The organism is Gorillibacterium timonense (assembly GCF_001457415.1).
Classification (GTDB): domain Bacteria; phylum Bacillota; class Bacilli; order Paenibacillales; family NBRC-103111; genus Gorillibacterium; species Gorillibacterium timonense.
This window is the reverse complement of sequence record NZ_LN881724.1, coordinates 593,210-614,884: the sequence shown is the minus strand read 5'-3', so window position 1 is coordinate 614,884 and position 21,675 is coordinate 593,210. Positions and strand designations below refer to the sequence as shown.

Annotated in this window: 20 protein-coding genes and 1 riboswitch; of the genes, 8 read left to right on the top strand and 12 right to left on the bottom strand. The window is 56.8% G+C overall.

Annotated features, from left to right (window positions below; all coding sequences use genetic code 11):
- Nucleotides 1–19 precede the first annotated feature (19 nt).
- Nucleotides 20–125, top strand: a riboswitch (TPP riboswitch).
- 101 nt (nucleotides 126–226) lie between these two features.
- Genes BN2684_RS15430 through thiE form a run of 6 tightly spaced genes read left to right on the top strand, consistent with a single transcriptional unit; the run spans nucleotide 227 to nucleotide 5,061 of the window.
- Nucleotides 227–988, top strand: a complete 762-nt coding sequence (locus tag BN2684_RS15430) for an ABC transporter ATP-binding protein (protein ID WP_058303051.1) — start codon at nucleotides 227–229, stop codon at nucleotides 986–988.
- Nucleotides 985–1,755 carry an ABC transporter permease gene (locus BN2684_RS15425; protein ID WP_058303050.1) on the top strand — a complete coding sequence of 257 codons (771 nt, stop codon included), beginning with the start codon at nucleotides 985–987 and terminating at the stop codon, nucleotides 1,753–1,755. Before BN2684_RS15430 ends, BN2684_RS15425 begins: the two co-directional genes overlap by 4 nt.
- On the top strand, nucleotides 1,752–2,765 hold the full coding sequence (locus BN2684_RS15420) for an ABC transporter substrate-binding protein (protein WP_058303049.1): 1,014 nt from the start codon (nucleotides 1,752–1,754) through the stop codon (nucleotides 2,763–2,765). The genes BN2684_RS15425 and BN2684_RS15420 overlap by 4 nt, the downstream gene beginning before the upstream one ends.
- Nucleotides 2,766–2,795: 30 nt before the next feature.
- A complete protein-coding gene (gene thiM, locus BN2684_RS15415) occupies nucleotides 2,796–3,584 on the top strand; it encodes a hydroxyethylthiazole kinase (protein ID WP_058303048.1) in 789 nt (262 codons plus the stop codon).
- Entirely contained in the window at nucleotides 3,581–4,396 is an 816-nt protein-coding gene (gene thiD / locus BN2684_RS15410) for a bifunctional hydroxymethylpyrimidine kinase/phosphomethylpyrimidine kinase (RefSeq protein WP_058303047.1), read from the top strand. Before thiM ends, thiD begins: the two co-directional genes overlap by 4 nt.
- Nucleotides 4,393–5,061: a thiamine phosphate synthase gene (gene thiE / locus BN2684_RS15405; protein WP_058303046.1), complete on the top strand. Its 669-nt coding sequence runs from the start codon at nucleotides 4,393–4,395 to the stop codon at nucleotides 5,059–5,061. The genes thiD and thiE overlap by 4 nt, the downstream gene beginning before the upstream one ends.
- Before the next feature lie 56 nt (nucleotides 5,062–5,117).
- Here the strand turns inward: thiE and BN2684_RS15400 are convergent, their stop codons facing one another.
- The 7 genes from BN2684_RS15400 to BN2684_RS15370 form a co-directional block, all read right to left on the bottom strand.
- Entirely contained in the window at nucleotides 5,118–5,978 is an 861-nt protein-coding gene (locus BN2684_RS15400) for a cation diffusion facilitator family transporter (RefSeq protein ID WP_058303045.1), read from the bottom strand.
- Between the two features lie 244 nt (nucleotides 5,979–6,222).
- A complete protein-coding gene (locus BN2684_RS15395) occupies nucleotides 6,223–7,236 on the bottom strand; it encodes an HD-GYP domain-containing protein (protein WP_058303044.1) in 1,014 nt (337 codons plus the stop codon).
- A gap of 235 nt (nucleotides 7,237–7,471) precedes the next feature.
- Complete coding sequence (htpG, locus tag BN2684_RS15390; protein ID WP_058303043.1) at nucleotides 7,472–9,367, bottom strand: molecular chaperone HtpG; 1,896 nt, start codon at nucleotides 9,365–9,367, stop codon at nucleotides 7,472–7,474.
- Nucleotides 9,368–9,804: 437 nt separating this feature from the next.
- Nucleotides 9,805–11,082: an Nramp family divalent metal transporter gene (locus BN2684_RS15385; protein WP_058303042.1), complete on the bottom strand. Its 1,278-nt coding sequence runs from the start codon at nucleotides 11,080–11,082 to the stop codon at nucleotides 9,805–9,807.
- A 260-nt stretch (nucleotides 11,083–11,342) separates the two neighbouring features.
- A complete protein-coding gene (locus BN2684_RS15380) occupies nucleotides 11,343–11,978 on the bottom strand; it encodes a nitroreductase family protein (RefSeq protein WP_108722224.1) in 636 nt (211 codons plus the stop codon).
- A gap of 119 nt (nucleotides 11,979–12,097) precedes the next feature.
- A complete protein-coding gene (locus tag BN2684_RS15375) occupies nucleotides 12,098–12,547 on the bottom strand; it encodes a MarR family winged helix-turn-helix transcriptional regulator (protein ID WP_234340249.1) in 450 nt (149 codons plus the stop codon).
- 204 nt (nucleotides 12,548–12,751) lie between these two features.
- Nucleotides 12,752–14,086 carry an amino acid permease gene (locus BN2684_RS15370; protein ID WP_058304572.1) on the bottom strand — a complete coding sequence of 445 codons (1,335 nt, stop codon included), beginning with the start codon at nucleotides 14,084–14,086 and terminating at the stop codon, nucleotides 12,752–12,754.
- 239 nt (nucleotides 14,087–14,325) lie between these two features.
- Between BN2684_RS15370 and BN2684_RS15365 the strand changes: the two genes are divergently transcribed.
- On the top strand, nucleotides 14,326–15,234 hold the full coding sequence (locus tag BN2684_RS15365; RefSeq protein ID WP_058304571.1) for a LysR family transcriptional regulator: 909 nt from the start codon (nucleotides 14,326–14,328) through the stop codon (nucleotides 15,232–15,234).
- A 36-nt stretch (nucleotides 15,235–15,270) separates the two neighbouring features.
- Nucleotides 15,271–16,176: a GNAT family N-acetyltransferase gene (locus tag BN2684_RS15360; RefSeq protein ID WP_058303041.1), complete on the top strand. Its 906-nt coding sequence runs from the start codon at nucleotides 15,271–15,273 to the stop codon at nucleotides 16,174–16,176.
- A 19-nt stretch (nucleotides 16,177–16,195) separates the two neighbouring features.
- Here BN2684_RS15360 and BN2684_RS15355 read toward each other — a convergent pair whose 3' ends face one another.
- From BN2684_RS15355 to BN2684_RS15335, 5 genes are all read right to left on the bottom strand, one after another.
- The gene (locus BN2684_RS15355) at nucleotides 16,196–17,254 is read right to left on the bottom strand and encodes a CdaR family transcriptional regulator (RefSeq protein ID WP_234340248.1); all 1,059 of its coding nucleotides are present in this window, start codon (nucleotides 17,252–17,254) and stop codon (nucleotides 16,196–16,198) included.
- A 77-nt stretch (nucleotides 17,255–17,331) separates the two neighbouring features.
- On the bottom strand, nucleotides 17,332–18,486 hold the full coding sequence (locus tag BN2684_RS15350) for a glycerate kinase family protein (protein ID WP_058303040.1): 1,155 nt from the start codon (nucleotides 18,484–18,486) through the stop codon (nucleotides 17,332–17,334).
- A gap of 37 nt (nucleotides 18,487–18,523) precedes the next feature.
- Nucleotides 18,524–19,822: a GntP family permease gene (locus BN2684_RS15345; protein WP_058303039.1), complete on the bottom strand. Its 1,299-nt coding sequence runs from the start codon at nucleotides 19,820–19,822 to the stop codon at nucleotides 18,524–18,526.
- A gap of 550 nt (nucleotides 19,823–20,372) precedes the next feature.
- A complete protein-coding gene (locus BN2684_RS15340; protein ID WP_058303038.1) occupies nucleotides 20,373–20,741 on the bottom strand; it encodes a DUF4180 domain-containing protein in 369 nt (122 codons plus the stop codon).
- Nucleotides 20,742–20,834: 93 nt separating this feature from the next.
- Complete coding sequence (locus tag BN2684_RS15335; protein ID WP_058303037.1) at nucleotides 20,835–21,608, bottom strand: methyltransferase domain-containing protein; 774 nt, start codon at nucleotides 21,606–21,608, stop codon at nucleotides 20,835–20,837.
- Between the last annotated feature and the right edge of the window lie 67 nt (nucleotides 21,609–21,675).

The following is a 21,675-nucleotide window of genomic DNA, read 5'->3' as shown; positions in this document are numbered from 1 at the left end:
AGGCTAATTGAATACTGCCAACAATCACTAGGGGGGCCAATCCGGCTGAGATGGAGCGATGCAGCTCCGGACCCTTGGAACCTGAACTGGATCATACCAGCGGAGGGAAGTGAGTGGACCGATGAATCCCGCCCGCAGCAGGCGGTTTCCGGACCCGTTCGTTTCCTTCGAAACGAACGGGTCTTTTTTGTACCCCTGGATTGGGCGCATGGAAAGGAGGGACGATATGTCCCGGATTCTCTCGCTGAGCCGCGTCGCGCATTCCTACTCTCCCGGGAAATCACCTCCCGTATTCACGGGAGTCTCGCTTGAATTGAATCAGGGAGAATTCGTCTCGCTGGTCGGACCGAGCGGTACCGGAAAAAGCACGCTCTTCAAGCTCATTGCCGGACTTGACGAGCCCACTTCCGGCGAGATCGTCATGAGCGATTCACCTCTCCCGGCTGCCGATCGGCTCGGCAAGGTCGGCTATATGCCGCAAAAGGACCTTCTGCTTCCTTGGCGCACCGTACTGGCGAACTGCCTCCTGGCAAGCGAGCTCTCTGCGAACGCAAAATCTGCCTATTCCTCCGCGCAAGTACGTTCGCTTCTGGAACGCTTCGGGCTCGGCCAAGTTCTGCATGCTTATCCGGATGAATTATCCGGAGGCATGAGGCAGCGCGCCGCTTTCCTGCGGACCGTAGCAACCGGCAGGCCGCTCCTGCTGTTGGATGAGCCGTTCGGCGCTATCGACGCGCTCACCAAGCAGGATATGCACCGCTGGCTACTCTCGCTTTGGGCGGACCTTGGGGTCTCCGTCCTGTTCATCACCCACGACCTGGAGGAAGCGCTTCTGCTCAGCGACCGCATCTGCATCATGCCCACCGGGACGGACAAGGGGCTCGTTGAGGTTCCGGTGACGCTCCCGCGGCCGCGTTCCCCTTCCATCCGATTCGAGCCCGCCTTCGTGGAGCTGCGCCGAGAGCTGGAAGGGAGGCTGCTCGGATGAAGCGGAGATGGCTCGCGCATTTGAACGCTTACGGCTACTTTTTGCTGCTCGCCGCACTGCTGCTCGCCCTATGGGAAGCGTTCGCCCATATGGGCTGGATGCCGCCCTTCACCCCCCCCGCCCCTACCGCCATCGGGCGAGCTCTGCTGGCGAACAGCCAGCTTCTGCTCCTCACGCATCTGCCGGTCACGCTGCGCGAGGTCGGAGCCGGCTTCCTGCTGTCCGTCGCCGGCGGGCTGCTGCTCGCAGCGGGCATGCGAGCCTGGCGACCGCTCGACAAAGCGCTGTATCCGCTGATCGTCATCAGCCAGACCTTGCCGCTCATCACCCTGGCCCCAGTCTTCATCCTTTGGTTTGGCTACTCTCTCCTGAGCAAGGTAGCGGTGGTGGTGCTGACCGCGTTCTTCCCGGTCGTAGTCGGTGCATATGACGGGCTTGCCCAAGGAAGCCGAGAATATCGGGAGCTGCTTCAAGCCATGGGGGCAAGCCGCCGCGAAATCTTCTTCAAGGTACGTGTGCCCTTCGCCCTCCCTTCCTTCTTCTCTGGCTTGAAGCTAGCAGCTGTCTATTCCGTGGTGGGGGCGACCATCGGTGAATGGCTTGGCGGCAATGCGGGCCTCGGTTATTACAGCCGCCGCATGTCCGCCAATTTACAGACGGCGGAGATGTTCGCCGCCGTTCTGCTCTTGTCGGTTACAGGTATTCTATGTTTTCTCGTCATCATTCTAGTAGAGAAGCTCTGCTGCAAAAGGAGGAAGCCTTTATGAAAAGGATTCAAACGTCTCTCTTCGTTGTTGTTATGATGCTCACGTTAACCGCATTGTCCGGCTGCTCGTCCAGCGATCAAGCCCAACCTTCCGCCACCGCATCTCAGAAGCCCACAGCCAAGCTGTCCATCATGCTGGACTGGTATCCGAATGCGGTCCATTCCTTCCTTTATCTCGCGGAAGAGAAAGGAATCTTCGCCGCCCATGGACTGGATGTCCATATGGAGATGCCTTCGGACACGAACGACGCCCTGAAGCTGGCGGCCGCCGGTAAGGTCGATCTCGCTCTCAGCTACCAGCCACAGGTTCTGATGGCGCGCGGGGAAGGCATTCCGGTAAAGGCCATCGCATCCATCGTCCGCCATCCGCTCAACCACCTGATGGTGCTCGCGGACAGCGGGATCGCCCGACCGAAAGACCTCGTTGGCAAGAACGTCGGCTTCTCTTCAATTCCGCTCTATGAGGCGATGATCAAGACGATGGTTACAGCAGACGGTGGCGATCCGGAGCAAGTGACCCTCACGGATGTCGGCTTCAGCCTCATCCCCGCGCTCGCCGCCAAACAGACGGACGCGATCATGGGCGGCTTCATCAACCACGAGAAGCTGCTCTTGGAAAAAGAAGGGCATCCCGTAATCGCCATGGACCCTACCCGCTACGGCGTCCCTGATTATAGCGAGCTCGTTCTCATCGCAAGCGAGGACGGCATCAAGAAGAAGGAAGCGGAGCTGAAGAGCTTTCTCGCAGCCATTCGCGAGGCTGAGGAGCAAGTGGCCCAAGACCCGGATGCGGCGCTCGCGATCCTGCTGAAGCATGAGGACAAGACTTCACCGCTCGACAAGGACATTGAAGCGAAGAGCCTGCAGCTCCTTCAACCGCTCATGACGGAGCCAGGTGTCCCGTTCGGCCAGCAGAGCGCTGATTCCTGGAATGCCGTACACCGCTGGCTAGCCGAGAACAAGCTGATTCCAGATACCGTTCAAGCGGCAGACGCTTATGTCATTTGGTAAATCCCAACTGAACCGAGGAGGAATGCTTTCATGAGTTATCTTGCCAAAATCCGCACCGTCAATCCGTTGATTCACAACATCACCAACCTGGTGGTCGCCAACTTCTCCGCCAACGGGCTACTCGCCATCGGAGCTTCTCCCTTCATGGCTAGCGCCCTGGAGGAAGTCGCTGATGTGGCCCGAATCTCCGGCGCTGTCGTGCTCAACATGGGCACGCTGGACAAGGACACTGTTGATGCCATGATCATCGCCGGCCGCTCCGCAAATGAACACGGCGTCCCGGTCGTGTTTGACCCCGTCGGAGCCGGAGCGACTCCGTACCGGACCGAAACCGCCCGCCGGATCGCTTCAGCCGTGAAGCTGACGGCTATCCGCGGAAATGTAGCGGAGATCGCCAATGTCATCGGCGAGCCTTGGGAGATCAAGGGCGTCGATGCGGGCGCCGGGAGCGGTGATGTGCCTGCTCTCGCGAAACGCGCAGCGAAGAAGCTCGAGACCGTCGTCGTCATCACCGGGAAGGAGGATGTCATCTCCGACGGCGTCCGAACGACTATCGGTACGAACGGCCATCCGATTCTCACCCGCGTCACGGGTACGGGCTGCCTGTTGAGCGCGGTCGTCGGCGCGTTCCTGGCGGTCGGCAAGGACGATCCGGTGGAAGCCGCCACGGAAGCGGTCGCCTACTACGGCATCGCCGCCGAGAAGGCCCACGAGCTTACGGCGGATCAAGGTCCGGGCAGCTTCCAGATCGAGTTCCTGAACCAGTTGGCCCTGGTCACGCCCGAAACCGTCGCCAAACAAGCGAGGATTACCCGATGACGGCCGCGAAGGCACTCACCATCGCCGGCTCGGACAGCGGAGGCGGAGCGGGCATTCAAGCCGATCTGAAAACCTTCCAGGAGCTTGGCGTCTACGGGATGAGCGTTCTCACGGCTGTGACGGCCCAGAATACGCTCGGCGTGCAGGGTGTCTATCCCCTCGAGCTTGAAGCTGTCGAGCGGCAGCTTGAATCCATCGGAGCGGACCTGCCGCCTGATGCCTTCAAGACCGGCATGCTCTTCAGCAGCGAGATCATTCGTATCACCGCAGCTAAGATTGCCTTCTTCCGCTGGACCAAGCTCGTGGTCGACCCAGTGATGGTCGCCAAAGGCGGTTCGCCGCTGCTCCTGGAAGAAGCGGTCGCCGCCCTGAGGGCCGACCTTCTGCCCTTGGCCGAAGTCGTCACGCCCAATCTGCCGGAAGCCGAGATTCTCACCGGACGGGCCATCCGTACTCTGAAGGACCGGGAAGAGGCCGCCCGCAGCTTGATCGAGCTGGGCGTTCGCTACGCGGTCATCAAGGGAGGCCATGACGAATCCGGTGACAATACCGTCGATCTCCTCTATGACGGCAGTTCTTTCACCTATTTGGAAGCTCCGCGCATAGCGACCCGGCATACGCACGGAACCGGCTGCACCTTCTCCGCCGCAATCACGGCTGGTTTGGCCAAGGGACTCTCTGTGACCGAAGCCGTCCGACTCGCCAAGGCCTTCATCCAAGCGGCGATTGAAGACGGACTCGAACTCGGCGCAGGACATGGGCCGACCAATCATTTTGCTTATCAGAGAAGAATGCGGGGGGAACGCCCATGACGACGAAGCACTCTCATTCACCGGAAGAGATTCGCCGTCTGCTCCGCGTCTATTTCATCATGGGAAGCCCGAATACAGTCGGCCGCCCACCGGAGGAGGTGCTGACCGAAGCGATCGCCGGAGGCATCACCCTCTTCCAATTCCGGGAGAAAGGCCCTGGAGCGCTGACCGGCTCAGCTAAGCGCGAGCTAGCCTCCCGTCTGCAAAGCATTTGCCGAAAGGCAGGCGTTCCTTTCCTCGTCAATGACGATACGGCGCTGGCTGAAGAGCTGAATGCGGACGGCGTCCATGTCGGCCAGGACGACGAGCCGGCAGGCATTCTCCGCTCCCGGCTCGGAGCTGATAAGATCATTGGAGTATCCGCCCATACGCTGGAGGAGGCAAGACAGGCTGTTCTGGACGGGGCGGATTACATCGGTGTCGGTCCCATCTACCCGACTTCTTCCAAGCCCGATGCCGAGGAGGCGTGCGGTCCGCAGCTGCTCACCGATCTGCGCTCGCAGGGCATCCAGCTTCCCATCGTCGCCATCGGCGGGATCACCTGCCTTAATGCCGCACCCATTCTCGCGGCGGGTGCCAACGGCCTCTCGGTCATCTCCGCGATTGCCGGAGCACCTGACGTGAGACAAGCGGCGGCCGATTTCGCCTCACTGGCATCCCGCTAAATCAAAAAGAACCTCGTCCCTTGCGTGCAGCCGCTGCTTGGGACGAGGTTCTTCTATTATTCATCCGGCTCAAGATGAGTCTGGACATATTCGATCATGTGGGCATCCAACAGCCGCTTCTCCACCACTTCCGTGATCTCGTGACTCTCCCCGACGGTGAGCTCCCGGGCGACCTCCAAGGTCACATCGACCAGCGTGTTGTTGCCGAGATTTCTTGCTTTCAAATCCTTCACGGAAATAACGCCAGGCGTTTCCTGGATGGTTGCGCGAATGCGTGAGAGCTCCGACTCGTCAAAGCCGTCCGTCAAATTATGCGACGTGTCCCGGAAGATCTCCCAAGCCGTTTTGCAGATCAGGAGGGCGACAATGACCGCAGTGAGCGGATCGAGCCAGGGCAGTCCGAACCGGGATCCGATAATGCCGACGAATGCCCCCGTACTGACAAGGGCGTCGGAGCGGTTATCCTGGGCCGCAGCCCGCAGCGCGCTGCTGTTCAATCTGCGGGACAAACGTAGGTTGTATCGATATACCGCATAGATGACCGCCGCTCCGAAGAGGGCCGTCCATGCCGCGATTAAGTCGGGAGATTCCACCGAGGGGGTCCGCAGCTTGCCGATCGCGTCCACCATAACCTGCACTCCGACAGCGATCATGATCAGGGAAGCGGTGAGAGCGGCGATCGTTTCCGCGCGATTGTGCCCGTAGCGATGATCACTGTCCGGCGGTTTCCGAGAGATTCTCAGCCCGATCAAGACGGCAAGTGACGCCGCGATGTCTGTCGTATTGTTGAGACCGTCCGCCCTCAGCGCGTCGGACCCGGTCCAAATCCCCACGGTCAGCTTCAAGGCTGCGAGAAAGAGATAGGCTACGATGCTGAGTGCCGCTCCCTTATCCGCTTCATTCATCTGTCTGCTCATGAAAACTCCAAGCTCCCTGCCGTCGAGATTTTCTATCGGTAATCAGCATACACGACGAACTTCGGGTGGGTCTACAGAAACAGTGTTATCCTGACGCTTAAGAATCATGCGAACGAAACAAAATTGCCCTCCCCCAAAAAAAGCGTGCCTCAAACCCGTTATCAGGCCGACTCGTTCCTTCGGATCTCGCTTCGTGAAGGGAGGGAAATCGAGTCCTCGACAATCTGCATCAAACGTCCGGCCTTTAGATCGTGATCTCCTGAATCCGCAGGTCGGTCACTTGGTTCAGATCGATGAAGTCATCGTTGATCTTGACGAGCGGCAGCTCGGGCCGATGGGGATTGATCAGCACCACTTCCCCGCTGCGTCCGTCCGTCAGCAGGACCTGATGCCCCACCGTACGGTTCATCACCTGCTCCAGGAACACAGACGTAATCCGGGAATCCAATTCTCCGAAGAGTCCAGCGCGCATCTGGCTGATGATCTCATGAAAGGCAATCGGATGGTGATAGGGCCGTGTGGAAGACATGGCGTGGAAAATGTCCGCCACCGCGACGATCTTGCTGAGATAATCGATCTTGTCCCCCTTCACGCCGAACGGGTAGCCTTTCCCGTCCAACCGCTCGTGATGCTGCAGAGCGACGAGAGCGACGCGATGGCTGAGTCCCGGAGTTGCCTTGATCAATTGATAGCCGTAGATCGTGTGCTTCTTGATAATCTCGTATTCCTCCGAGGTCAGCTTTCCCGGCTTCGTCAGAATCTCTGTCGGGACCATGACCTTCCCGACATCATGCAGGGTGGCGGCCAGCGACAGCAGGTTCAAATCGCTTTCGCTCAGCTTCATCCAGCGGCCGATCAGCGTGGACAGGATCCCTACCCCGATGTTGTGGGTGTATGTATATTCATCCGTAGCTCTCACGATGGTAAACAGCTGAAAGACGTCTGGATGCTCGGAAATCTGTTGGACGGTGGGCAGAATCTCCTGTCGAAACTCCATGACCGGAACCTTGTGGGTAACCCGCATCTTTTCGATGAATTCGTGTGAAGTCCCGACGATCTTATTCACGTTTTTCGAAGCGGCCTTGTAGCGTTCCTCGGATTCGCTTGAAAATGCAAGATCATTTGCTTCAATGCGGTGATTCCGCAATAGCGTAAGATGCTCTTGGCGGAATATCGTACCTGCAGGCAAAACAACGACACCAAGCGAGTTGCAGATATCGCGTTTGATTCTTTTTCCAAACCGCAGGCCGTGCTCCATCAGCAAACCTCCCCCACAACCGATAAGTGACTGTCCTTCAAGCGTACCCGATTGAACTAAACCAATTCTGAACCTCCGTCTTTTCCCCCCTACGAGGCAAGACCCGTTGCCCAATTGCTGACAAATTGCTCGTATTCTGTCACATCAACGGATTTTTTCCTAGCATAACATGGAAAAAGGGGCCAGAATATGGCCCCTAAGTCCTAGTGTATTGTCCTTTTCTTCAGATAATCGCTTACACCATGATTTTGCAGATCGCATTGGTGAATTCCACCGGATCCTGAACCGGCAGACCTTCGATCAGGAGCGCTTGATTGTACAGCAGGTTCGTGTACAAGCCGAGCTTTTCCTTGTCCTTCTCGCTGGCCGCCTTCAAGGATTGGAACACCTCGTGATTGACATTGATTTCGAGTACCTTGTCCGCCTCGATGTTCTCGCTGTTCGGCATGGCGCGGAGCACCTTTTCCATCTCGATGCTGAGCTCGCCTTCGCTCGTCAGGCAGACCGGATGGGATTTCAGCCGTTTCGATGCCCGCACTTCCTTCACCTTACCGCCAAGAAGCGTCTTCATCTCATCGAACAGCTCCGCATTGGATTTGTCCTCTTCCTCGGACTTCGTTTCCTCGTCGGATTCGATTCCGAGGTCGCCTGCGGATACGTTCTTGAACTCCTTCTCCTTGTAGGACATCAGCATCTTCAAGGCGAATTCGTCGATGTCGTCAGTCAGGTAGAGGATTTCATAGCCCTTGTCCGCCACAAGCTCCGTCTGCGGCAGCTTCTCGATGCGGTCCACCGAACCGCCGGTCGCATAATAGATGTACTTCTGTTCCTCCGGCATGCGCGAAACGTATTCCTCCAAGGTCACTTGCTTCTTCTCCTTCGAGGAGGTGAACAGGAGCAAGTCCTGCAGCGTGTCCTTGTTCATTCCGTAATCGCTGTATACGCCATATTTGAGCTGACGTCCGAACGATTCGAAGAAGGTTTCGTATTTCTCCCGTTCGTCCTTCAACAAGCTTTGCAGAGCGCTCTTGATTTTGTTCTGGATGTTCTTTGCAATCAGCTTCAGCTGGCGGTCATGCTGCAGCATCTCGCGGGAGATGTTGAGCGAGAGATCCTCGGAATCGACCATCCCTTTGACAAAGCCGAAATAGTCGGGAAGCAGATCGGCACATTTGTTCATGATCAGGACGCCGCTGGAGTATAGCTCGAGCCCTTTTTCGTATTCCTTGGTGTAGTAATCGAACGGGGTTTTCTCCGGGATGTAGAGAATCGCATTGTAGACGATGTTGCCGTCGACCTTCAGATGGAGATGCTTGAGCGGTTTGTCGAAGCCGTAACGCTTCTCCGAGTAAAACTTCTCGTAGTCCTCATCGGTGAGCTCGTTCTTGTTCTTGCGCCAGATCGGGACCATGCTGTTGACGGTCTCTTCCTCGCGCACTTCGGTATAGGCTGTTTCTTCGCCTTCCGCGCCATCGGCTCCTGCCACCGGAACACTGCGGGTGACCTCCATCTTGATCGGGTAACGGATAAAGTCGGAGTATTTTTTGACGAGCGAGCGCAGCCGGTATTCCTCCAGGTATTCGTCGTAGCTCTCATCCTCGGTGTTCGCCTTCAGATGCAGGGTGATCTTCGTTCCCGCTTCCGCTTTCGTGCCGGACTCAATGGAGTAGCCTTCTGCTCCAGCCGATTCCCAGACATAGGCATCCTCCGAGCCGAATGCCTTCGTCACGACGCTAACCTCGTCCGCCACCATAAAGGCGGAATAGAAACCGACGCCGAATTGGCCGATGATCGTATGGTCTTCCTTGGTTTCGTTCTCGCTCTTGAAGGCGAGGGAGCCGCTCTTCGCGATCACGCCAAGGTTCTCCTCCAGTTCTTCCTTGGTCATGCCGATCCCGGTGTCGGTTATCGTCAGCGTCCGCGCTGACTTGTCGGCAGACAATTTAATGAAATAATCGTCCTTGTTGAATTCCAGCGTATCATCGGTAAGCGCTTTGTAGTACATCTTGTCGATGGCGTCGCTGGCGTTGGAGATGAGCTCCCGCAGGAAGATTTCCTTCTGCGTGTAGATCGAGTTGATCATCATTTCGAGAAGTCGTTTAGATTCCGCTTTGAATTGTTGTTTGCTCATGAACCTGCTATCCCCTTTGTACAAGATAAGGTGAACCCGGAGACCTGGTACGCTGTCAACCCTAATCGTGTGGATATGAATCGTAGCTTGTCCCGATTCCTCAGTCCTCGTTCTCGGATTCCCCGGCTTAAACGCGAAATGTTAGCACTCAGATAAGAAGAGTGCTAACTCTTATTTAACACATTCTTTTTTCCGGTGTCAATATGTGGGGATCGGAACTCCATTGGATGATAACGGCGTTGAACGATATGGAATGGCGCGACCGAAGTACCGCCCAAAAAAGAAGGGAAGGAGCTCCGCTTCTCGCGGAATCCCTTCCCATTCCTTCCGGCTGGCTTGATCGTCCAGCGCGTTCTAGCTCCGTTCCCATCTGCGACCCCGTTCATGCCTCCTCAGCCGACCCGTTCGGAATCGCCGACGCTACTTCTCCGACCGTCTCAGATCAGCAGATCACCCAGCAGGAACAAATTCAGCGAAACGACGATCGCCGCGACGATCCAGCCGAGCACCGTGGTGAGCCTGTGATTCACGAGCCCACCCATGATGCTGCGGTTGCTGGTGAACAGGATGAGCGGAATGAGCGCGAACGCGATCCCGAAGGACAGAATGACCTGGCTGATGACAAGCGCTCTCGTCGGATCGACTCCCGAAATGATGATGGCGAGAGGCGGCAGAATGGTGATGGCACGCCGCAGATACAGGTTGATCCGCATGTTGATGAAGCCTTGCATGACCACATCCCCCGACAGGGTGCCGACCGAGGAGCTGGCGAGCCCGGCGATCAAGAGCGCCAGCCCAAACGATACCGCCCCCATGGGTCCAGCGAGCCGATCAAGCTGGTTGTACGCTACGGCGAGGTCGTCCACGAGCAGGCCGTTCTTGTGAAAGAATGCCGCGGCGATGACGACCATCGACATGTTGACGGCTCCCGCGATGACCATCGCGATGACGATGTCGACCAGCTCCCATTTAAAGATACGTTTCTTATCGCTATCCGTCTTGCCTACGATACGGTTCTGGGTCAGCGAGGAATGCAGGTAGATCGCATGCGGCATAACGGTTGCTCCAAGAATCCCTGCGGCAAGCAGCACGCTGTCGGTTCCCTGGAAAGCAGGGGTGAGGATGCCTTGAGCGACCGCCCCTGCATCGGGAGCGGCGATGAATACCTGAAAGGCGAAGGCGAGCACCACCATCAGGATCATGGCGGAGATCCCCACTTCGAGCGAACGGTATCCCCTGCGCTGCAGCTCCAGAATGAGAAAGGAAGCGATCGCCGTAATCACAGCGGCTGGCAGCATCGGAATCCCGAAGATCAGATACAAGCCAAGCGCCGCTCCGATGAACTCCGCCAGGTCGGTCGCGATGATCACCAGCTCGCTTTGAATCCACAGAAATACCGAAACCGGCTTCGAGAACCGGCTGCGGGCCACTTCCGGAAGGTTCATCCCGGTTGCGATGCCGAGCTTGGCGGACAGCGACTGGATGAGGACAGCCATCAGGTTAGAGGCGGCGATCACCCACAAGAGCAAATAGCCGTATTTGGAACCGGCTGTGATGTTGGTAGCGAAATTACCAGGGTCCAGATAGGCCACGGCGGCAATGAAAGCCGGACCCAGGAAAGGCAGCAGCCGCTTTACTCCTTTGCCTTCTCCTCTCAAAACGGATTCAGCGGCTGCCTCCGTCGTCATTCGAGTCGAAATCGGTTGATCCAGCATGGCCAACCCTCCCTTTGTGAAAAAGTTATCTATCTCCATAAATGTTTGCCTTGTGCAACTCTTGACCTGATTATAATCGCATCCTCGGCAATTGTAAATAGATTCATATTGGAATTAATCTAATTTTCATAATGAATCTTTTGACCAGCAAAAAAAGCTCTCCGCACACGGCGATGGCCGCGAGACGGAAAGCTTTTCAGGTAGTTTTTTGGGATTCCTAATCGATGAAAGGGTCTATTACTGAATGTAACCTCGGGGCATTACTTCCACTGAGCGACCGTTTCAATGGGAAGCCGGACGGAGCTGTAGCCTTCCTCCGCCGCTTTCCCGATCGAGAGAAGCATAACCGGAACATAACGTTCCTTTTCCAGACCGAACGCTTCCGCGATTTTGTCCTTTTCGTAGCCGCCGATGGGGTTGGTGTCATAGCCGTGTTCACGGGCAACAAGCATCAGCTGCATCGCAGCCAGACTTGCGTCGATCACGACGGTTTCCCGGTTAATCTCGTGAGGCAGGACGGAAAAATGCTGGGTCAGCGCCGCCAACTGTCTTTCCTTCACTTCCGCCGGCATGAAGCCCCGTTCCACGGCAGTGCTGTAGATTTCTTCTGCATACGAGAAATTGTCCAGATCGCCGAAAATCGCAATCACGGCCGCAGAGGTCTCGACCTGAAGCTGGTTGAACTTTGCGAGCGGCGCAAGCGCAGCTTTGCCTTCTGGGCTCTCGATGACAACGAACCGCCACGGCTGCATATTGACCGAGGAAGGGGCGAGCGTCGTTTCCCTCAGAATCTCCGTCATTTCCTCCCGGCTGATCTTGACCGTCGAGTCGTATTTGCGGATGGATCGGCGTCCGGTAACAATAGCGGCGAAATCGTTGTTCAATACTTTGTTCATCAGTAGCACTCTCCTAGGGTTTTAATTAGAGCGTGGCTCGAAACAGGCGAAAGGATCGACTGAGTCATCCGAAGACGGGGTTAGCAATCACGCTCCAGCTTTAGCTTTTGCTGAAAAAGTTAGATCTGTTTTATATTCCCGCACAATCGCTCCAGCATGCGGGCCAAGAGGGCAACCTCTTCTTCCTTGAAGCCGGATAGCAGCTGTTCGAGGAACCGGCCTTTCTCCTCCCGGCAGGAAGACATGGCGTTCTGGCCCCGCTCCGTAAGTGACACAAGAATGGCTCTGCCGTCTGCGGGATCGCTCCCCCTCGCAATCAGGCCGTTCTCCTCCAGCCCCTTCAGATGGCGGGTAACGGCTGCGGCGTCGATTCCGACTTTTCGCTGCAGGGTATTCTGGCTGACGGGACCTAGCCGGTATAGCTCCTGAAGCAGCCGCAACCGGGTGAAGCTGATGCCTGCATGGCGTTCGAACTTGGGGCTGAGCCGCTGATTCAATTCCTGCAGCAGCTCGAAGATGGTGTCATCGCGGTTGACAGCTCCATCGGCTTGACCTTCGCTTATCGGCAATCTCACCCCTCCTGTACAGCTTTTTTCCTCTCGATCAATTATATTATACCCAATTTATTGACCCGTCAACTATAACAAAAAACCGCCTACGAAATCATGAAATCGTGGCGCTCTTCTCGCTTCAGCATCATTTTTTTCATGGATCGCATCGCGGCGTGATTCTATGAGAATGTTATCTGGCAAAGCGCTCGTACACGTGCGATCTTACTTGTGCGAATGCATGTCTTCCGGGTCCTCCTTCTGAAAAACCCGCGGGACGTCCACCGCATGCTTGGGATTCCGCAAGAAAGACGCGAGGGAGAAACCAGCAGCGATGAGGAGAGGATACCAAGCAGCCGTTCCCACGAACGGGAACACCGCCAGCGAGCAAAAGCAGGACAGCGCGCATATCCGGACTTGCCAGGAGTTTCCCTTCAGGAGGCGGATACCGGCAGCGGTGCCACTGATATACGTCAGGATGAACGTGGCGTTGGGAAAGCGGATCAGCTCTGAAAGGGAGACGATCCCTTTGCCGTAGACCGTCATGACGATGGCGAAGCAAGCGGCAAGAAATGCGAGGCCGCCTAAGGGAGTGGATGAGCGCCGCGATAAACGGCCGAGCATACGAGGGGCTTCTCCTCGCTTAGCCAGCGAATAGGCGAGGCGGGACGCCGCTCCGCTGTAGGCGATGATGGTCGCCGTACAGATGAGCACGGCGACGACCCCCGTCGCCACTCCGCCTGCGCTGCCGAGGCCCATGCCGATCACCCGACTGAGCGATGCTTCCGCTTGGCCGTCATGGTAGCTGGCCGTGCCAACGGTGGCGACGGCCGTCAAGGTGTAGAGCACTCCGAGCAGCAGAGCTGCGACGATCACCCCTTGAACGCCCGCTTTCTTCGGATTTTTGAACTCTGCGGACAAGTGGGAGACGGCCTCCCAGCCGATGAAGCACCAGAACAACAGCGCGGTTGCCTTCCCTACGCTTAGCCAACCATTAGGCAGGAAGGGAGTGAACGCTTCCCGCGACAGATGGGGAATCGAGACCGCAATCCCCGCGGCCAGGACGACGATGATCGCGAGGACAACCGCGATCTGCACGCCTCCGACCAGCTTCATACCGGCCGCATTAATCCCGAGAGCTACGACCAGCATGACGCACGCCACCGCGACCCGATATGGCTCGCCAAGACCGAGCGCATCGGTCAAGTAACCGGCTCCGGTTAGTGCCGCTACAGGTGCTCCGATGGGGACCGAAGCCAAGAAGAGCCATCCGGTGAGCGCTCCGATCTTCGGACCGAACGCCATCTCGGCGAAATGAGACACTCCTCCCGCATCGGGAAACCGCGCGGCGAGCAGCCCCATCGACAGCGCCATCGGCAGGATCAATATCGCCATGAATCCCCATGCCAGGAGGGAAGCTGGCCCGGCGATTTCAGCCGCAAGCCCGGGAACAACCAATATGCCGGATCCGAGGACCGATCCGATGTAGAGGGCGATGGCCTGCGGCAGGCCAATCGTCCTTTTGACCGGCTGCTCCGCCGGTACTGCGGCTGTATTCATCACGGACATTCGGGCTGTCTGCTGCCCGGGGCTAGATATCCTGGACACGCTGCTTGCCGTTCTCTCTACCGTGTTCTTCACGTTCTCTCCCTCTTTCCTCTTGCCATTTTCTCCATCCTATCCGATACTGGAGCTATCAGTAAAACGGAACTTTTCGATGGAATCGATCAGAATAGCCGATGGAAGAGGGACCCATGCGGTGGGCAATCCGATTCACGGAAGCACAAGGGGGAATCCTAGTGGAATTGCGGCATTTGCATACCTTTATCGTCGTAGCCGAGGACGGCGGCTTTACCAAGGCAGCGGCCCGTATCGGCTATGCCCAATCGAGCATCACGGCGCAGATTCAAGCGCTGGAAACGGAGCTGGGCGTGCTCCTGTTCGATCGACTCGGCAAACGGATCGTCCTGACCGAAGCCGGGCGCCGCTTGCTGCCGTATGCCCAGGACATGGTGCGGATGCACGGAGCGATCCGGGAATCGGTCGTCCTGGAAGAGAAGCCGTCCGGCACGCTGACGATCGGCGCACCGGAATCGCTGGCGGCCTTCCGGCTCCCTGCGGTGATCCGCGAATACAAGCGGCTGTATCCCCAAGTAAAGCTGATTCTAAAGCCTGGGCTTTGCACGGAAATGAAAGAGCTCGCCCGCACCGGCGAAGTCGATCTGGCGATTCTGCTGCAGCCGGTAATTGCCGATCCCGACTTCGTGATCGATTCGCTCGTGGAGGAGCAGATGGCTCTCATCGCCTGTCCCGAGCATCGGCTGGCAGAAGCCGAGATCGTCACGCCGGATGACCTGCGCGATGAGGTCCTCCTCTACACCGAGAATGGCTGCACATACCGAGCGGTCTTCGAGCAGGAGCTATTGGCCTGTGGGGTGACTCCCGAGGTGGGGCTCGAATTTTTCAGCATCGAGGCGATCAAGAACTGCGTCATGCTGGGGCTGGGCCTCGCCCTTGTTCCCTTGATTACCGTCCAACGAGAGCTGGGCGAGGGCAAGCTGCTCCGCTTGAAGTGGGATGACCGGTCGCAGCGGATGACCATGCAGGCCGCGTATCACCGCAAAAAATGGGTAACCCCCGCCCTGGAGGAATGGCTGAAGCTTCTCGGACGATATGCCGAGGGATGGAGAGAAGCGCAAGAATCATGAGAGGCGTTTCATAAGTTTTCCGGAAGGATGTCCCGAATGATTAAGATGATGAACGGACTTACCGCCACCCCTGAGGACAACAAGCTCTTCAATGAACTGACGCAATCCGTGTTTGGGATCGATTTTGCCGCTTGGCAGGCTCGGAAGGTTTGGGGAGAGGAATATGAATGCTACTCCATCGTGGAAGGTGGAGTCATGCTTGCCAATGCATCGGTCATGAAAATGCAGCTCTTGATCGGCGGAGTGAAACGGCTCTATCTCCAGCTTGGAGCGGTAGCCGTGCGGAAAGAGTATCGGGGAAGCGGGCTGTCCAGGCAAGTTCTTGAGCATATCCTCGCCAAGTATGAAGACACCCCCATGCTCTTATTTGCGAACAAAGGCGTAACCGGCTTTTATCCGAAGTTCGGCTTTCGGCAGACGACTCATTCAGAGCCTTGGCTAGATCTCACAGACCAGACCGTGAGGATGAGCAGCACGAAAACTCTCGTAGCTATCAGCGAAAGCGAGCAAGAGGCCAGCCCCGTCCTTCAGAAGCTGGAGCTGAACGATCCTAAAGTCGATCTCTGCTTGCGGCAGCGCGCTGCATACTCCGCTATCTTTGATTGCGCAGCTCCCTATTCCGTAAATTGGTTTCATTTGATCTATGAGCATGCTGAGGAGCTCTATTACGTACCCGAGCAGGATGCTATGCTCGTTGCCGAACAGGAAGGCGACCATCTCATCCTTCATGACGTCATTGCACCTCGTCGATTCAGCCTGTCAAAGCTGCTTCCAGGGCTGCGGCACCAATTCCCCGAAGTCGAGCGCATCCAGTTCGGCTTCAATCCCGAATGGATGGGAGTGAACTGCCGCTGGGAAACCCCGGAGCATGATCCCTTCTTCGTTCGAGGAGAATTCCTTGTCCAGGGGGCGTTCATCTTTCCCCACCTGCTCGTAACGTAAGCGTGTCTTCAAGCCGAACTCAGGTCGATTCGCTCCTGAACCCTTCGCGCCAGATCAAGCCACACATCAGCTCGAACAAGTCTTTGAACTCGCGCGGATTTTTTCCCGTCAGCTGCCAGATCCGGTTCAAGCGGTAATTCAAGGTGTTGCGGTGGATGTTCAGCCGCTCGACGGTCCGGTTGTGATCGCCGTTTTCGGCCAGGTAGGCCTGCAAAGTCTCAACAAGTCCGGTCTTGTCCCCTGTCTGCTCCAAGGAGGCGAGCAGCGGCGCTGGCGGCTCCGAACCTCCGTGCGTGAGATGGATGAGGAATTTCAGCGATTCATATTCATATACCTTGGCCGTAGGATCCAGTGCGGCTCCCGTCTGTATGGCGAGATACGCATGCGACAGGGAATCGGCTGCCAGTCCTTCTTCCGAACCGATTCCAAGCTGCACGACATCCCGGCAGGCCGATAGCCTCTCCGTAAGCTTGCGGAAAAGTACGGGATCGGTAACGAACAAGAGGGCTTGCTGCTCCTTCACGACCCACCAGGAGGACAGAACGCGCACGATCTCGATGAACTCCTTGCCTCCTAAATCTCCTTCCACGACCAGAACCTGACTCTTTCTCGACAGATCCAGCTGATAGCGAGATGCCCGCTTGCGGAAATCCTGATCGTACGGAGTGTTCCGGTAAGACAGCTCATGAAAAAATAACGCCCGCTGCTCGCGTTCGTCCCGTTCGCGCCGATTCTGCCGCTCCTGCTCGATGAGAAGCACCGTTGCCGCTCGCACCAGCTTGCTGAACGGACGCACGATGTCCGGTTCGCCCGTGATGCCCACCACGCCGATGACATCACCGTTCAGCACGATCGGCTCGTTCACGCCGGGCTTCATGCCCTCCGCCTCTTCCTGAACCTCGAAGTTCGTGCCGGATGCGATCGCTCTCTGCGCCCCGCGATGAAGAGTGCCGATCCGTCCTGTATCTCCGCTTCCGACGATAACTCCCCGCTCATCCATCACGTTGATGTTGAACGGAATCACGCTCATCATTTCCTGGGCGATTCGTTTAGCAATCGGCTTCGACAGTTTCATCATTCACAAACGTACCTCCCTCAAGTGCCAAATAACAAACAGGGGCGGCTCGCAAGCCTGCCCCTTCTTTATTGCTATCCCTACTCCTTCACTTTGGAGAGCCGGATGAACCGAGCGGCATTCTCCGCCGTTCGCTCCAGATTCTTCGCGCCTTCCTTAAGCGCCGTCTCCAGCGTGCTTGCTCCCTGCACGATGCCGAAGATCGCATCGATTCCGAGCGAGTAGAGCACCTCGGTCTGATCACCGATCCGTCCAGCGAACGCCAGCACGGGCTTGCCGTATTTCTTAGCGACTTGGGCTACTCCGAGCGGCGTCTTGCCGTATTGGGTTTGAAAATCAATGCTGCCTTCTCCGGTCCATACCAGGTCGGCCTGCATCACCTTCTCCTCAAGGCCGGTATAACGGATCACGAGCTCGATCCCCTTCTTCAGCGACCCGTTCAGGAACACCATCAGCCCGGCGCCAAGCCCTCCAGCTGCTCCCGCCCCCGGATACTGGGCAATATCCTGACCGAGGCTCTCCTTGATGACGTCCGCATAATGCTGCAGGTTGGCGTTCAGCTGCTTCACGATCTCGGGCGTCGCCCCCTTCTGCGGACCGAACACATGCGAAGCTCCGGTCGGCCCGACAAGCGGGTTGGTCACGTCGCAGGCGACCTCCACCTGTACATCTTTCAGGCGAGGATCAAGCCCCGCGAGGTGAAGCGTCGCCAAGCGGTTTAGCTCGCCGCCGCCGTGGCCCAGCTCCCGGCCTTCCGCATCGAGCAGCCGGCCACCCAATGCCTGGAGCATGCCCGCTCCGCCGTCATTGGTGGCGCTGCCGCCGATCCCGATCAAGAGCTTCTTCACCCCGTGCTCCAGACAGGCGGCGATCAACTGCCCGGTTCCGTAGGTGGTCGTGATGAGCGGGTTGCGCTCCTCCGGCTTCACCAGTTGGATGCCGCTCGCGCTGGCCATCTCCAGAACGCCGGTTTCGCCGTCGCCCGTGATGCCGTAGTGAGCGGTGACCTCCGTTCCTAAAGGCCCCTTCACCTGGACCGCGTAGACCTTGCCGCCGGTGGCATCGACCACCGACTGCATCGTTCCTTCCCCGCCGTCCGCCATCGGAACATGCAGACAAGTGATGCTCGGATCAGCTTTATGAATCCCCCGTTCCATCGCTTCGCAAGCCTCTTTGGCAGTCATGCTTTCTTTAAAGGAATCCGGAGCGAGCAATATCGTAAGATTCGATTTCATCAGTATCATCCTTCCCGTTGTGCTTGAACGTGCCTAATCAGAAGAGAAATCCATAAAGGATCGTTGCGACAATGGTCATCGTCAGCCCCACAATGCTTTCATAAGGAATGAGGCTCATCCGGTTCTTGATGTTCATTTTAACGGCATCCGCCGTCACGTGGAAGAAGTTTCCGTGCGGAAGATGGTCGATCACCGTGGCGCCGGTATGCACCATAACAGCGGCATTCAACGGAGCGGTTCCCATCGAGAGGATAGCCGGACCGAAGGAGCCTGCGGCCACGATGGAAGCCGTCGAGGTGGAGGCGGTAGCGGCCCCCATCAGAATACCGGCGATCGGAGCGAGCAGGGTACCGGAAATGCCGACGGCTTGAATGGCATCCACGACCGCGCTGCTGAGATCGGATTTCGAAATGATCCCGGCGATCGCTCCCGCACCGATGAGAATGATCGCGGTGCTGGTCATCTTGTTAAGACCCGAGGTGGTATAGGCGATGATCTTCTTGCTCTGCTTCATGGCAATCAGCCCGATGATCCCGGCTAGCGGCAGAATGATCATGGAGTCGATCTTGAAATCCATCAGCAGCGGGATATTGAGAATACTGCCAAGCGGATTGATCGCGAGCAGAACGACCGCAACGATCGGAGCAACCATCGACCGAGCAAAGCTCGGGTTCTCCTTCGTGGAACCTCCGGTTGCCACTCCGGGATCGCTATCCTCAATCTTCACGCCCTTATGCATCAGGAACCGGGCTACGATGACCGTAACGATCAAGCCCGCGATAGCCGGGAAAAAGCCTGCGATCATGACCTGCGCCAAATCCACGTCGAAGCCCTTCGCTACTGCAATCGTATTGGGATTCGGCGAGATGACGTTCCCCGCCTTGCCGCCGCCGACTAGTGCAAGCAGAAGAGCCGTTTTGGACAACCCGATCTTCTTGCCGACCGACAGAGCAATCGGTGCGACAATGATGATGGCGACCGTGATGAACACTCCTACCGCCGTGATAATCATCGTGGCGAGAGCGATAGAGAAAAGCGCTTTCTTTTCACCCAATTTATTGACAATGGTTTCGGCTATTCGCTCTGCAGCTCCTGATTCGATCAAGATCCCGGCAAGAACGCCGGCGGCGAGAACGCGAACGACGGCACCCATTACGCTGTTCGTTCCTTGAATGATGTATTGCACGGTGGTATCGAGCGAAGCCCCTCCGAGCAATCCTCCGATGATCGCACCTCCGAACAAGGCGTATACCGGATTGACCTTCCGAAAGATGAGAAAAATTGCGACAAGCAGCCCGATAACGGCTCCTATCCAGTGAATCACGGGTCCTTCCATTCTTATGCATCCCCCTAGTTGTAATCAGACTCGAACGGTTGTTTTGACAACGCTTACATGTTTAGTATAACGGGCTGGGCCGGGCTCTCCTATTGACGCGATAACGTTTTATTCTGGGCAAATGCACAACCGGCAGCTTCATTCGGCAGCTTTCTTCCGCCTATTTCCAAGAATCAGGATTCCTTCGGTTGGAGATAAGCAGGACCGCCGTGCATCAAACATGTCCCGTTATTTCTGTAAGCTTTCCCAAAAGCAGAGAGCCCCTATTCCCATTCCCACAACGCGGCTTAAGCAGATCACCACAAGGATGGTCGGAAGCCCTTCGTTCGGGTCGTCAGATCCTTCGCCCTGTCCTTCCGTGCGTCTTCCTGCGATTGTTCTTTTGCAGCAAAAAAAGCCACCCTCCCGGGCAGCTTTCGTCAACCATACGATTTCTACCTATTTTCTTATTGGGCAGCCAGCCCCGGCTCTATTCTAGAGCTTAAAGAGAGACATATCCCCCGCGAGCGACCACTTACCGGGTTCAGCCAGCGTCATCCCGCTGCCATCCTCAGGAGGGGAGTCCGTGCAGCGCCTCCAAAGCTTCCGCTTCCGTGGACTTGAATAGAATCTGCGATCCCTTGTTGCACTCATAGATGAAATCGCGCAGGCTCTTGCTCTCGTACCCGTGAAAATCACCGACAATGGCTGCTTTCATCTGGTAGTTGGTTAACTTTTGGACGATTTCTCCGGCCAGCTTCGTCCTCAGCTCGAAGAAATCCTCGGAGAGCTGTTCCTTGCGAAGCAGCATTTTACCACTGCCCTGAAAGCGGACATTCGCAATCAGATCCAGCGCATCGCGAACCGTGTCGATTCGGTAGTCGCTCTGTGACACGAGGGTCACTTTCGATTCGTTTTTTTGATCGATGGGGTAAGTCAAGTTGTAACATCCTTTCCGGGCTAAAGCCCTCTCTGCTGCTTCATAATATGCCTATTCGCATCCGCCCCTCCACATGAAGGAGCGCCCTTTCATTCATAGCTTATTCGCCATAAAGAAGAAGCGCGGAAAGCGAAAGATGATCTCCCCATTCTGCTGCACTGGGTAGCTCTCGATCACTCTCTCCAAGATCTCCTGCTCGAATTCAGGCTTTTTCTCCTCAGGAAGTGCATTCAGATAAGGCCGAAGCCCTGTCCCCCGATACCATTCCATGATTGCTTCATGAGACTTCATCTTATGAAAATAGACGGTCTCCCACAGTGTAAATTGGGGGGTGATCTCCGCCAACAGATCGAAATACTCTTCCTGCTGCAGGTTATAAAAGATACGCGGCTCGGAGATATACGGCCGCCATTTCTCGGAAGCAGTCACCTCTTGGATGATCCGATGAATCGGTTCCTTGTCATTCATCGGAGTCTGAACCGCCAGAATTCCGCCCGGCTCGAGCAAGGCCGCCATGTCGCGCAGCAGCTTGGGATGGTTCGGGATCCATTGGATGCAGGCGTTGGAAAAGACAATGTCAAAGCCTCCACCAAGCGTAGGCAGGTCCACCTCGGCATCGCACACCACGAAGTCAAGCTCGGGGTAATCCGCTTTGGCTGCGGCGATCATCGCCTCTGACTGGTCGATCCCCAGAATGGAGGCATCCGGAAACCGCTTAGCCAAAACCGCCGTACTGTTGCCGGGGCCGCAGCCGATGTCGATGATCCGGCGCGGGGATATCCCTTGAATTCGGTTCGCCAAATCGATAGCCGGCTGTGTCCGTTCGTTCGCAAACAGCAGGTACTGCTTCGAGTTCCAATCCGCCATCATAGATCCCTCTCTCTCGATAAGTGCGTCACTTTCTTCGATCCTAGCACGGATATAGGTACGGCGG